Here is a 13,803-nt window from a genome sequence, read left to right on the forward strand (position 1 = left end):
TTATGATAACTAACGAGAATAAAAAACTGGCTCAATGGGCCATGGAGTTCGCTTTAAAGAACGGTTGCCAGGCTTCACGTGTAAGTTTGTATAATGGTTCCAGCAGTTCGTTCGAGATCCGTGATATGAAGATCGACCGCCTGCAGCAGGCCTCCGAAAACAGTCTGGTTATCCAGTTGTTCGTGGACGGACGTTATGGTTCATTTTCTACCAATCGTCTGGATAAAAAGGAACTGGAAAAGTTTATCCGCAATGGTATCGATTCGACCCGTTATCTGGCAGAAGACAAGGCACGCACCTTGCCCGACGCTTCGCTCTATTATAAAGGCGGCGGTGCCGACCTGCAGCTGATCGACCCGAAGTTCGACTCCATACAGCCGGACGAAAAAGTAGCATTGGCGATGAATACCTGTGAAGAGATGATGGGAAAAGACGACCGTATCATTTCTGCCAATTCTTCATACAGCGACGAAAAAGACTTCAAATATATGGTTGCCAGCAATGGCTTTGAAGGCGAAGCCTGTGGATCTTCTTTCAGCCTGGTAGCGAGCGTCAGTATCCGCGGCGAAGGCGATGCCCGTCCGGAATCTTACTGGTACGATTCTTCTTTGTATTTCGATACGATGATCAAGGAAGGACTGGGAACAAAGGCGCTGGAACGTGTTTTCCGTAAACTGGGACAAAAGAAGGTGGCTTCCGGTAAATACCGTATGATCGTCGACAATATGAATTCCGGCCGTTTGTTATCTCCCGTACTGGATGCCTTATATGGTTCATCCATTCAACAGAAAAACTCTTTCCTGCTCGACAAACTCGATCAGAAAGTGTTGGGCGATAAACTGACTCTGATCGACGAACCGCATCTGGTCAAAGCTTCCGGAGCCCGTTATTTCGACGGTGAAGGAGTGGCAACCAAACGTATGCCTGTTTTTGAAAACGGTGTATTGAAAACCTATTATATCGATACCTATTCTGCCAACAAAATGGATATCAAGCCTACAATCGCTTCTCCTTCCATCCTGACGATGCAGATGGGTGACAAAGATACGAACGGCTTGATTGCATCAGTGGATAAGGGTATTCTTGTCACAGGCTTTAACGGTGGTAACTGCAACAGCACAACCGGCGATTTCTCTTATGGTGTGGAAGGCTTCCTCATTGAAAAAGGTAAACTGACACAGCCGATCTCGGAAATGAATGCGACAGGAAATATGATCTCGTTATGGAACAACCTGGCTGAAGTCGGAAACGACCCGCGCCTGTTCTCCAGCTGGCGTATTCCGTCATTGCTATTCGACGGTGTCGATTTCAGCGGATTATAAAAAGATAATTCAGAGTAAACGATAAAAAAGAGGGTGAACTTCCACTGAAAGTCACCCTCTTTTTTGTATATATATCATTAAAAAAACAGCTTATTTCATGTGAGGATTCAATGTGTGCCACAAATGAATTTCCGGAATGATCCCCATACTGATTACTTCATCACGCAGTTTGCTCAGATGTACATAACTATCTGCCAGTTCAGCATTTTCTTTAGCTGTTCCTTCTACCTCTTTATAAAAGATACCGTCTTTGGTAATTTCTGTTTCCATCGCCATCATGATATGGTCGAATTTACCGGAATAAACATAAGTACCGGCAGGCCAGCGGAATGACTCACCTCCCATAGCGGCACGGATCATTTCGATCGACAGATAAGACGGGCTCTGGAAAGAAGAACGGCCACGAAGTTCGATGATGCGTTTTCCACCCTGTATCACTTTTACTTTCAGGTCTTCCCATTGCTTGTCAGTCAGCTCTGGTGTACCGATCAGATCCAGTAACGGTTTACCGTCGACCGTAGCAGTTGAAGCAAAAACAGCCATTTGTTCGCCATGTCCTCCATAAGTACGGCAACCTTTAACCAGGTTCTGACGGATACCGAAATGCTGTGCCAAGGCTGTTTGCAAACGTGTACTGTCCAAAGCAGCCAATGTGCTTACCTGTGAAGGTTTCAGACCGGAATATAACAAGGTGATCAGTCCGGTAATATCTGCCGGGTTAAAGATTACGACTACGTGTTTTACATCCGGACAATACGAACGGAGATCCTTACCGAACTGGGCAGCGATTTCAGCATTTCCTTTCAGCAAGTCTTCACGTGTCATGCCGGCTTTACGAGCTGCACCACCGGATGAAACAACATATTTGGCGCCTCTCAATGCTTCACTGATATCTGAAGTATATGTTATATTGGCATATTCGAATCCGGACTGGAACATTTCTTCGGCAACGCCTTCCAAAGCCGGAGCAAAAGGATCATAAAGACAAATATTAGAGGTTAACCCCATCATTAAAGCTGTTTGGGCCATGTTTGAACCGATCATACCTGCTGCTCCTACGATAGTGAGCTTTTCGTCTGTTAATACTTTCATACTGTATTATTTTTTAATAATTATGTTTACTAAGAGAACACATATCTTATTGATAATGTTTACTGTTTCACCTCCGTTTTTCTTTTCGGTTACAAAGGTAAAGTATCCTTTCTTCATATGCCAATCATTAAAATCTATCCCCTATAAGCTAAAGTTATAGCTTAAAATCCTACCTTTGCAGCATGAAAACATTCAGACCGGAAGCATGGTTGCCCACCACCAAGAAAGAAGTCGAAGCACGTGGATGGGATTATATAGATGTGATTCTTTTTAGCGGGGATGCCTATGTGGACCATCCTTCGTTTGGTGCTGCCGTTATCGGACGTACCCTGGAAGCTATGGGACTGCGGGTGGCTATTGTTCCGCAGCCGGACTGGCGAGGAGATTATCGTGATTTCAAGAAACTGGGAATCCCCCGGCTTTTCTTTGGTGTCTCTCCCGGAGCGATGGATTCAATGATCAACCATTATACCGCCAATAAGCGCCTGCGCAGTGACGATGCCTATACACCGGATCGCCGGGCCGGCATGCGCCCGGATTATCCCAGTATTGTTTATACCAAAATATTAAAGGAACTCTATCCGGACGTACCTGTCATACTCGGTGGAATCGAAGCTTCTTTGCGCCGGTTGACTCATTATGACTACTGGCAGGATAAACTCCGTCCGGGTATTTTAGTCGACAGCCCTGCCGATCTCCTTATTTATGGCATGGGAGAACTTCCCATAAAAGAACTGGTTACCCGCTTGTTAGCGGGCGAATCGTTCCATTCGATAAAAGACATCCGGCAAACGGCTTATCTGACCGGTAAAGTGGAAAAAAGTCCCGATGACATCGTACTTTTCTCACATGAAGAATGTCTGCGGGATAAACTGAAACAGGCTAAAAACTTTCGCCATATCGAGGAAGAATCAAACAAATACAACGCATCACGCATTCTTCAGCAAGTCGGAAAACAGACCATCGTAGTAAATCCTCCTTTCCCTCCCATGACGGAGGCAGAGGTCGATGCTTCATTCGATCTGCCCTACACCCGTTTGCCCCATCCCAAATATAAAGGGAAAGTGATTCCGGCATTCGAAATGATCCGGTTCTCAGTCAATCTACACCGGGGATGTTTCGGAGGATGTGCTTTCTGTACAATCTCGGCGCATCAGGGAAAGTTCATCGCTTCCCGTAGCAAAGATTCTATTCTGAAAGAGATAAAGGCTATCACGGAGATGCCCGATTTCAAAGGAAATCTCAGCGACCTGGGAGGTCCTTCAGCCAATATGTATAAGATGAGAGGTAAAGATCAGAGTATCTGTGCCAAATGTAAAAAGCCTTCCTGTATCTCTCCCGTCGTTTGTAAGAATCTGAACGCAGATCATACGCCTTTACTCGATATTTATAAAGCGGTGGACAATATGCCTGGCATCAAGCGCTCGTTTATCGGTAGTGGTGTACGTTACGACCTGCTTCTGCATCGTTATGACGATGAAACCGTGAATAAGTCAGCACAAAGTTATACGGAAGAGCTGATAGCCCGACATGTATCCGGTCGCTTGAAGGTCGCTCCTGAACACACGGAAGAGAATGTTTTGAAGATGATGCGTAAGCCTTCCTTCGAGCAATTTGGGCAATTTAAGAAAATATTCGACCGTATCAATAAACAACACGGACTGAACCAGCAATTAATTCCTTATTTCATTTCCAGCCATCCGGGATGTACGGAAGAAGATATGGCAAAGCTGGCTATCGAAACTAAAAAGTTACATTTCCAGCTGGAGCAGGTACAGGACTTCACTCCTACCCCTATGACACTGGCTACAGAAATATATTACACAGGCTATCATCCTTATACATTAGAGAAAGTATATACGGCTCGCACAAAAGAGCAGAAACTGGCTCAACGACAATTCTTCTTTTGGTACAAACCGGAATTTCGCCGGCAAATCACACAGGCATTACAGAAAATGGGTAAGAAAGATTTATTGAATAAATTGTTCGGTAAGTAAAATACAATCCTTTTGTTGTTCCCCTACAGGGCTTAATTTACATTGCATTTATAAACACCCAGGGTGAAACCCTGGGCTAATTTATCTCGTCCTTACAGGACTCTAATATTTATCGTTTCGGTATATCCACCGACTTATCCGATTTACCCAACAGATGTTCTGAGAAGTAATCGACCATTCGCCAGTAGAAATACTCGTCCATATCACCGAAGCCGTGACGTTGTTGTGGTAAGAGCAGCATATCGAAACGTTTGTTAGCTCGAATCAAACCGTCTACGACACGCATCGTATTGCCCGGATGAACATTGTTGTCGATATCACCGTGGACCAATAACAAATGACCTTTCAACTGTTTAGCCAGTTCAGGATTACTCTTGATGCTGTATGTAAAGGTCGTATCGCCTTTTTCCGATACTACTTCTTTCACACCATGATGTGTTTCACTCCACCAACGATTATAGATCTTGTTATCATGGTTACCGGCACAGGATACTGCCACCTTGAAGAAGTCCGGATATTGCAGGATCGCTGCCGTCGACATAAATCCTCCGCCCGAATGACCGTGGATTCCGACGCGATGGATATCGATAAATTTATTCTTGTCAGCCAACTGGATGATGGCGGCTTTCTGATCTGCCAGTCCATAATCGCGCAGATTACCATATCCGAAGTTATGATACCATTTCGAACGGCTCGGATGACCGCCACGGTTACCGACAGAAACTACAATGAATCCAGCTTGTGCCAAACGGTCCGTACGGACACTCATACGGGTAAACGGATAGCGGGTTGCTTCCACCTGCGGACCGGGATAAACATAATCGATAATAGGATATACTTTAGTCGAGTCGAAATTGAACGGTTTATACATCACACCGTACAGATCCGTTACGCCATCGGCAGCTTTCACCTTGAACGGTTCCGGGAACTGATAACCGGCGGCAAACAATTGTGAGAAATCGCTTTCTTCCAAATCCATTACCTTCCGTCCCGTATTATCCAACAGGTCTGTCTTAGGAACCGTATTGATGCGGGAATAATTATGGACAATGAATTGTGCATTATCATCTATGCGGACATCATGGAAATAATCACCGGCTGAAACCATCTGTAAGTTGCTTCCATCCAGGTTTGCCCGGTAAAGATGTTCATAATAGGGGTTCTCGTCCTTTTCCCTTCCATTGGCAAGAAAATAAACGACACGCTTGGCTTCATCCACCTTTACGATCTGGTCGACATGCCAGGGACCTGATGTGATACGGTTTTTCAGGTTGCCTTTATCATCATAGAGATACAGATGTGCCCAGCCGTCGCGTTCACTCCAATGGATCAGTTCTTTTCCATTATTTACGGACGCCAGCGGACGGACTTCGATATAGGTATTCATACGCTCTTCGATAATCGGACGGATCGAATCTTCACCGATGGTATATGTACAGATGTCGATACGATGCAGGTCACGGCTGGAACGGGTAACGAAGAAACGGTTATTGTCACCCAACCAAATACTCGGCAGTTCCTTCATATCACGTTGTTTCTGCAAACGAGGTTGGTAAGCCATGCGGATGGTCTGGTCTTTGAAAGCCCAGGTGTTGATCTCTTTATAAGAGTTATTGTTCATATCGAACAGATACAGATGGCTGATCGGCGCTTCTTTTTCGCCCGGCATCTGGTACTTGTATGTTTCCAATGTCGGACGCGGAGTTGCCATGGCATTGATCACCCACAGGTCCTTCACCTCGCGACTGTCTGAGATAGATACGGCAAAGTGACGGGAATCGGGTGACCACAATAAGTAACCCGGATTTTTTCTTTTGCCGTTACATAATGTATCCGTATTTAAAATGCTATAAGGCTGCCCGAAACCAAAGTCTTTTACTCCGGTGGTTGTCAGCTGTATTTCCGTAACGGTACTGTCTTTGTCATCTTTTTTCAGTTTCTCGTAATCTTCACGCGACATGCGGTACAGATTCAGGTCTTTTGCATAAACAACGGTTTTACCGTCCGGCGAAATAGAAGCCCAGTCGGGATATTCCGTGTCTTTCTTCTTATCGGCTAGATACGTCAGTTTACGTGTAGGATAATCGTATGAAAAATAGAAAACCTCTTTCTTTGTCTTGTTCTCTTTATCCGTACTATCTTTCTTCGCATCCTGTGAAGAAGTTACCTGAAACGTAAAAGTACGCCCGTCCTCTCCTACCTCCAATTTCCGGATAGGTAACTGTTGAGCAATAAACGGGTCTTTTACGATTTCCGTCAGTTCTGCCGCCAGCTTATCCTGATCGAATAGAGGACGTTTCGATTTGGCAGAAGGATTAACCACATACCAGACAGTTCCGTTCCCGGTTTTATATTCATACCAAAAACAGTTACCCGCCTTAAACCAATGTGGATCTACCGAAGTAGAAAACAACATCGTCGGCAATTTATCACCGGCAAACCGCTCGGCCTGCGTATAACCCGGCAGCGGATCGTCCGCTGAATTAATTTGTGCACTCACGCCCTGAACAAGAAAAAGTCCTGACGCCAATAAGAGTAGATGTAAATGTTTTTTCATTATATATATGTTTTACACAAAAGTAGTAAATTATTTATTTACCAGACATTCATAAACAACTTGTTTATACTAATTATTTTGTCTACGTTTGTCTACAAAACATAATTAAAAAACTCTATCTATGATTTGTTTTCCTAATGCCAAAATAAACCTGGGTCTGAACGTTGTCAGCAAGCGGCCGGACGGTTACCATAATATTGAAACTGTATTCTATCCCATACCAGTAAAAGACGCACTGGAAATAGTACATGCAGAAGAGCAGTCTTTCAGTCAGACAGGCATACAAGTGGACGCGCCTGTGGAAAAGAATTTGGTTATAAAAGCATTGAACCTGCTTAAAACACACTATGATATTCCCGCTTTAGAGATTCATTTACTGAAAGCCATCCCTTTCGGTGCCGGACTAGGCGGCGGATCAGCGGATGCAGCGTTCATGCTGAAGCTGCTGAACGATTTCTGCAAGCTGAATATACAAGACGATGAACTGGAAAAGACAGCAGCAACCATCGGTGCCGACTGCCCTTTCTTTATCCGCAATACACCGGTATTTGCTTCCGGTACGGGAAATATCTTCGAACCGGTCCAGTTATCTTTACAGGGTTATTACTTCTGTCTGATAAAACCGGATGTAGCCGTATCCACTCCCGAAGCCTACTCGCTGGTTACTCCGACAGTTCCGGCTATTTCCTTAAAAGAGATCATAAATAAACCGGTTACCGAATGGAAAGACTGGATGGTAAACGATTTTGAAAAGAGTGTCTTTAGCAAATATCCGGTAATCGGTCAGATCAAAGAGAGCCTTTATCAGGCTGGAGCCGTCTATGCCTCCATGTCGGGCTCCGGTTCCTCTGTTTTCGGGTTGTTTAAAACTCCAACACAGTTAAAAGATAAATTCACCGATTGTTTTGTCTGGGAGGGACAATTGCCATGACTGTTATAGCCGATTTCTTCGACGCCCTGGCCGACCGCTGGGACGAACTTTGTATCCATGCACCGGAAAAGATCAATGACATACTTGAACATACCACGTTGCATAAAGGTCTGCGTATACTCGATGTCGGATGCGGAACCGGCGTACTGGAACAATATCTGCTGACCTATGCTCCTATCCATATTACGGGTATCGACCTCTCTCCCCGGATGATCGAAGAAGCGCGCAGGAAATATGCCACACCGATCGTCGATTTCCGTTGTATGGATGTTATGGAGCTCAATGATGAAAAGTTCGATTACATCATAGCCTATAGTGTCTTCCCTCATTTCGAACATCCGAACCTAGTGATAGGTCACCTGGCAGCTCTGCTTGTGCCGGGAGGCGAACTTGTGATCTGCCATAGCGAAGGCAGGGAACAGATAAACGGACATCACAATAAACAAGCCAACAAAATATCGTTCGGACTACCTCCCGCCCGGGAAGTCGCCGCCCTGATGGAACCCTATTTTCATATCGATGCGATGGAAGACAGTGACCAACTTTATATGGTCAGCGGAATCCGAAACTAATTAATGGGAAGTAACTGTCGAGCAGTACTTCACTTTTTATATTTTTGAATCGATGGCCATCAGGATCGGTAATAACAATGGAAGATAATCTTTCAAATGTACCCGGAGATTTTTTAATGCCTGCTGAATCCGGTAATCGACAGTCTTGGAAGATATATTCAACAAGGCAGCTATTTCATTATACGTTTTACCTTCAATACGGTTCAGGATGAAAGCCTCCCGATACGTTTCCGGAAGACGTGCCAACGCTTCGTCTATTTTTTGAGTGAGTTCTTCTACAATATAAAAATCAGGATCTTCAAACTGCGACTGTATGTTATTCTGTAAACACTCATGAACCTGTTCATGCAAACGAGTCTTGGATATATGATTGATACATTTATTTTTGACAGCCCTGAACATATAATTAGGCAGCGAAGTACCCACAATTATATTTTCCCGGCTTTCCCACAACCAGACCATAAGATCCTGAATGATCTCTTCTGCATCATCAGCTCCGACAAACGGAGTCGCATAAGCACACAATATAGGATAATACTTCAAGAAAAAAGTATCAAACGCTTTTTTATCGCCTGCCCGGATAGGCTCAAACAAGCTATCACATATTACCGTCAACTTCTATTTCCCTCCTTTTTTATAAAAAGATTAACACTAAAAATCAACCACATTTATCATTCAACTATGCAAATTTAAAAAAAAATATATTTTTTATCCAATTTGTTTAGGAACTTTCATTTTTGAACTGCCTTAATATAAACAAAGATATAATGAACCATAATAACGATATAAACGAAATTGACCTGCTTCAATACGTAAAAAACGAATTGACGGAAGAAAGACGCCTTGAAGTGGAAGAATGGATGAACAGTTCGGAAGAGAACAAAAAAATGGCCGAAGACTTTTACTACCTGTCTTTTGCAATCACCTCCTTTGAATCCATAAAACGCTCCGCTCCGCAAAAAGCACTCGAAAAAGTGAATAAGCGGATAGACCGGAAAACAAACCGGCACAACCTGCTTATCCGCCTTCAGAAGGTGGCAGCTATTTTAACATTGCCTTTACTGATCCTTTCCAGTTACCTATTGTTTGAACAGAAAGAAAAACAGGATCTGTTTTACCTGGAAGCACGGATGACACCCGGTATGGTAGGTTCTACCGTGTTGCCGGACGGCACTAAAGTCTGGCTTAACTCTTCCTCCTATCTGAGATATCCGAGTGTTTTCACAGAAAACTCCCGTGATGTCGAACTGGACGGCGAAGCCTATTTCAAAGTTACGAAAGATAAAAACAAGCCTTTTATCGTACATACCCAAAATTCATCAGTGAAGGTCCTGGGTACGGAATTCAATATAGATGCATACAGCTATAACGATTTCGTAGCCACTACACTTGTCGAAGGTTCTGTCGAATTCAGCTACAACAACAAATTCGAACAGGCCCAGACGATGCTCCTGAAGCCGAACGAACAAGCATTGTATGATAAAAAGACGTATCAGGCAGCTAAAAAAGAAACGTATGTTCCCAAGGATATCGCCTGGAGAAACGGACAGATCGTTTTAAAGGAAACTCCGCTGTCCGATATTTTATGGACATTGAGCAAACGCTTCAATGTCGAATTCGTGATAAAAGATCCGGCACTCTACAAACAATCTTACACCGGTATCTTCACCAATCAGCAGCTCGAACGTGTACTGGAACATTTTAAACGGGCATCCGGCATCCGATACAAGATCGATCATCAACTTGATAAAGACGGAGAAATCATAAAAAGCCGTGTTGAACTATTCTAAAGTCTAACAATTATTAAACGAACTATTATGAATGCAAGAGATCCATGAAAAAAAACACGAATAAATATTGGGGTATTTATTCGTGTGAAAAACAAGCACTTGTTTGGGGACAAGTAAAATTAGTTTTTACCATTAAATCATTACAAATGTATGCGAAAAAGAAGTAATATCAAAACGAAAACACTTTTACGTATGAAAATAACTGCATTATTGCTAATAGCCTCTTTTACAATAGTAAGTGCGAGCAATACGTATAGTCAGACAACGGCTCTTTCCATAGAAGCAAGGAGCCAGACCATGCAAACGGTACTTGAGCAGATAGAGTCTCAGTCGGAGTTTCAATTCTTCTATAACACGAAGCAGATCAATACAAAGAAGCTGGTATCTATCAAGGCTGCCGGTAAAAATGTTTTCTCTGTGCTGGATGAATTATTCAAAGATACGAATATCAAATATGAAGTACTGGACAAGAATATCATCCTGACTACCCGTAAAGGTGAAATAGCTTCAGCTAGTAACGTTGCCAACGCGGCACAACAGTCCGGAAAGAATATTACCGGAGTGGTACTAGATCAGAACGGAGATCCGATCATCGGTGCCAACGTGATTGAAAAAGGTACGACAAACGGTGTGGTGACCAGTATCGATGGAGATTTCACATTGAATGTACCTAATAACAACGCAGTCATCCAGGTTTCCTTTATCGGATATGACACACAGGAACTGCAGGTCGGCAACACGACTAATTTCACCATCCGACTGAAAGAATCTTCCGAAATGATCTCTGAAGTCGTTGTTACCGCATTGGGTATCAAACGTTCGGAAAAAGCATTGGGTTATTCGGTCCAGAAAGTCGGAGGCGATGAATTTACGACTGTAAAAGGAGCCAATATTGCCACTTCCCTTTCCGGTAAGATCGCCGGTGTATCCGTGATCAACACGAATGCGTTTAATGAAGACCCGACAATCCTTTTACGTGGTGAAAAACCGCTTATCGTTATCGACGGTGTCCCGTTTGAGAACACGGCTTTAGGTGATGTAGCTGCAGATGATATCGAATCGATGAGTGTACTGAAAGGTGCTACCGCGTCCGCACTGTACGGAGAAAAAGGTGCATCGGGTGCCATCATGATCACAACCAAGCGCGGAACCAAAGAAGGATTGGCTGTCAGTGTGAACAGCAACACAATGTTCAACGCCGGTTATCTGGTATTGCCGGAGGTTCAATCCTCTTACAGTAGCGGTTCAGGTGGTAAATACCTGCAGGAACTGAGCGAATATGTCTGGGGTGACAAACTGGATATCGGAAGAACTTCCGTACAATATGATCCCAATACATATGAATGGAGAGAAATGCCTTTGGTATCAAAAGGGAAAAACAACTTCAATAACTTGCTGGAAACGTCTTTCGTTACCAACAACAACGTGAACGTAACCTATAAAGGTAAGAACGGCAGCTTCAGAACTTCATTGACACATGTCTACAATAAAGGACAGTTCCCCGGAAACAAGCTGAACAACTTTACCTACACCGTTGCCGGTGACATGAAGTTCGGCAAATTTTCACTGGATGCATCCATCACCTATAACGGCAGCTACAGCCCGCAGTTCAGAGGTGAAGGGTATGCCTGGGACGGATACCTTTATAATATGATCGTATGGACCGGTACGGAATTTGACATTCGCGAATTCAAGAATTACTGGAAAGAAGGAAAAGAAGATATCGAACAGAACTGGTTGTATAAATATGACTATAACAACCCTTACTTCCTGGCTAACGAAGCGACGAAATCAAAATTGCAGAACCGCGCAAATGCACAGGTTACTCTCAACTACGAAATTACAGACTGGTTGAAAGCAACCGCACGTGTCGGCTCGGATACTTACTCGAAGAAATATGAATACAAAATACCTCTCAGCGCCCGTAACAGCCAGACTGGTAAGTTTGAAAAATACGAACGCAGAGGATACGGTATCATCGGCGATGTATTGTTGATTGCAGACAAGAAACTGGGCGACTTCAATGTCGGCGGTATGTTGGGTATGGGGTTGAACTATTTCCAGAAGGATGAGTTCGATGCAAATACGAACGGCGGACTGACAGTTCCCGGCTTCTATTCACTAAAGGCTTCGAAAGACCTACCTTCCGTGTCTACTACAGTAAAAACCAAACAAACCAACAGTGTCTACGGTAAAGTAGACCTTTCCTGGAAAAATGCGATCTTCATTGAAGCCACAGGCCGTAACGACTGGGTTTCCACACTGGCAAAATCCGAACAATCTTATTTCTACCCATCTGTATCCGGTAGTGTGATCCTGTCGGAACTGATCGATATGTCCGACTATCTGAGCTTCCTGAAATTAAGAAGTTCATGGACAGTAACTAAAACAGCCGCCGATATATATGACATCAACAAGGTGTACACAATCAAACAGAATGTATGGGACAGTAAATCCACTGCAGCCTATCCGACAATGATCCGCGATGCTACGTTAGTTCCTCAAAAGGCCAGCTCTTTTGAAGTAGGCGCTGCCGTTCATTTCCTGAATAACCGCCTGCGTTTTGACGTGGCTTACTATACGAAGCTGATGACAGATATCCAGCATGAATCTCCGTTAAGTTATACGTCCGGTTTCGAAAAGACGTTGAACAACTATGACGAAGAACGTATGAAAAAAGGATGGGAAATTACTATCTCCGGTGATGTTATCAAAACAAAAGACTGGAACTGGACCTCTTCTTTCAACTGGGGACGCGACCGTTACTACTACCACAAGATCGACGAAACCTATTCAACAGACAGACCTTGGGTTAAACCGGGCGAACGTTGGGACTGGTTCGAAGTATATGATTGGGAAAGAGATCCGAACGGAAACATCGTACACAGCGGTGGTCTGCCGGTACTGAGCGATTATCCGACAAAAGCCGGATTCGAACGTCCTAACTGGGTATGGGGTTTCAACAACCATTTAAGCTATAAGAACTTTACGCTCGATGTTTCTTTCGACGGACGTGTCGGCGGTAAAGCATATAACCGTCTGGAACAAGCGATGTGGAACTCAGGAACACATATCGACAGCGACAATAAATGGCGTTACGACGAAGTGGTGAATGGTCTGACCAATTATGTCGGACAGGGTGTCAAAGTGGTTTCCGGTTCCGTGAAATACGATTCTTACGGAAATATCCTGGAAGATACACGTGTATTCGCACCGAACGACGTGGCGGTTTCTTACGAAGCATACACCAAAAACTATCAGCCGTGGAACGGCAGCAAAAGAAGCCAGAACATACATGACCTGACTTTCCTGAAGCTGCGTGAATTATCTATCGGATACAAACTGCCGATGGAGGCTGCACAAAAGATCGGATTTGACAATATCCATGTTTCCCTGGTCGGACAGAACCTGTTTATCTGGAGTAAGGACTTCAAATATTCCGACCCGGATGCCATCACAGAAGATCATGCCGAGTTACTGAATGCTCCTTCCATGCGTTATGTTGGTTTGAATCTTAAACTTGATTTCTAAAAACTGAGTTA

At 43.9% G+C, this 13,803-nt stretch carries 9 protein-coding genes; 6 read left to right on the top strand and 3 right to left on the bottom strand.

Translation table 11 applies throughout. The features are described from left to right. The first annotated feature begins 2 nt into the window (after positions 1-2). Complete coding sequence (locus DXD68_RS02210) at positions 3-1,322, top strand: TldD/PmbA family protein (RefSeq protein WP_122360104.1); 1,320 nt, start codon at positions 3-5, stop codon at positions 1,320-1,322. Positions 1,323-1,412: 90 nt separating this feature from the next. Here DXD68_RS02210 and DXD68_RS02215 read toward each other — a convergent pair whose 3' ends face one another. Next, positions 1,413-2,414 carry a malate dehydrogenase gene (locus DXD68_RS02215; protein WP_122360105.1) on the bottom strand — a complete coding sequence of 334 codons (1,002 nt, stop codon included), beginning with the start codon at positions 2,412-2,414 and terminating at the stop codon, positions 1,413-1,415. A 182-nt stretch (positions 2,415-2,596) separates the two neighbouring features. Between DXD68_RS02215 and DXD68_RS02220 the strand changes: the two genes are divergently transcribed. Then, entirely contained in the window at positions 2,597-4,411 is a 1,815-nt protein-coding gene (locus DXD68_RS02220) for a YgiQ family radical SAM protein (protein ID WP_122360106.1), read from the top strand. A 109-nt stretch (positions 4,412-4,520) separates the two neighbouring features. On the opposite strand, the gene DXD68_RS02225 is transcribed toward DXD68_RS02220, so the two are convergent. After that, positions 4,521-6,968, bottom strand: a complete 2,448-nt coding sequence (locus tag DXD68_RS02225) for a S9 family peptidase (RefSeq protein WP_122360107.1) — start codon at positions 6,966-6,968, stop codon at positions 4,521-4,523. 121 nt (positions 6,969-7,089) lie between these two features. Between DXD68_RS02225 and ispE the strand changes: the two genes are divergently transcribed. Together ispE and DXD68_RS02235 are read left to right on the top strand one after the other, a co-directional pair. Beyond that, complete coding sequence (ispE, locus tag DXD68_RS02230; protein ID WP_122360108.1) at positions 7,090-7,899, top strand: 4-(cytidine 5'-diphospho)-2-C-methyl-D-erythritol kinase; 810 nt, start codon at positions 7,090-7,092, stop codon at positions 7,897-7,899. Beyond that, entirely contained in the window at positions 7,896-8,471 is a 576-nt protein-coding gene (locus DXD68_RS02235) for a class I SAM-dependent methyltransferase (protein WP_122360109.1), read from the top strand. The genes ispE and DXD68_RS02235 overlap by 4 nt, the downstream gene beginning before the upstream one ends. A 36-nt stretch (positions 8,472-8,507) precedes the next feature. Here DXD68_RS02235 and DXD68_RS02240 read toward each other — a convergent pair whose 3' ends face one another. Then, complete coding sequence (locus tag DXD68_RS02240) at positions 8,508-9,086, bottom strand: RNA polymerase sigma-70 factor (protein ID WP_122360110.1); 579 nt, start codon at positions 9,084-9,086, stop codon at positions 8,508-8,510. 152 nt (positions 9,087-9,238) lie between these two features. On the opposite strand from DXD68_RS02240, the gene DXD68_RS02245 reads away from it, so the two are divergent. Both DXD68_RS02245 and DXD68_RS02250 read left to right on the top strand, forming a co-directional pair. After that, entirely contained in the window at positions 9,239-10,261 is a 1,023-nt protein-coding gene (locus DXD68_RS02245; RefSeq protein WP_122360111.1) for a FecR domain-containing protein, read from the top strand. 192 nt (positions 10,262-10,453) lie between these two features. Next, positions 10,454-13,792: a SusC/RagA family TonB-linked outer membrane protein gene (locus DXD68_RS02250; RefSeq protein ID WP_122360112.1), complete on the top strand. Its 3,339-nt coding sequence runs from the start codon at positions 10,454-10,456 to the stop codon at positions 13,790-13,792. Positions 13,793-13,803 lie beyond the last annotated feature (11 nt).

Origin of the sequence: Parabacteroides sp. TM07-1AC, from assembly GCF_003480915.1 — a bacterium.
GTDB lineage: Bacteria > Bacteroidota > Bacteroidia > Bacteroidales > Tannerellaceae > Parabacteroides > Parabacteroides chongii.

Coding starts and splice junctions, on each gene's coding strand:
- DXD68_RS02250 (WP_122360112.1), top strand. CDS start 10,454: ATGAAAATAACTGCATTATTGCTAATAGCCTCTTTTACAATAGTAAGT.
- DXD68_RS02215 (WP_122360105.1), bottom strand. CDS start 2,414: ATGAAAGTATTAACAGACGAAAAGCTCACTATCGTAGGAGCAGCAGGT.
- DXD68_RS02225 (WP_122360107.1), bottom strand. CDS start 6,968: ATGAAAAAACATTTACATCTACTCTTATTGGCGTCAGGACTTTTTCTT.
- DXD68_RS02245 (WP_122360111.1), top strand. CDS start 9,239: ATGAACCATAATAACGATATAAACGAAATTGACCTGCTTCAATACGTA.
- DXD68_RS02220 (WP_122360106.1), top strand. CDS start 2,597: ATGAAAACATTCAGACCGGAAGCATGGTTGCCCACCACCAAGAAAGAA.
- ispE (WP_122360108.1), top strand. CDS start 7,090: ATGATTTGTTTTCCTAATGCCAAAATAAACCTGGGTCTGAACGTTGTC.
- DXD68_RS02210 (WP_122360104.1), top strand. CDS start 3: ATGATAACTAACGAGAATAAAAAACTGGCTCAATGGGCCATGGAGTTC.
- DXD68_RS02235 (WP_122360109.1), top strand. CDS start 7,896: ATGACTGTTATAGCCGATTTCTTCGACGCCCTGGCCGACCGCTGGGAC.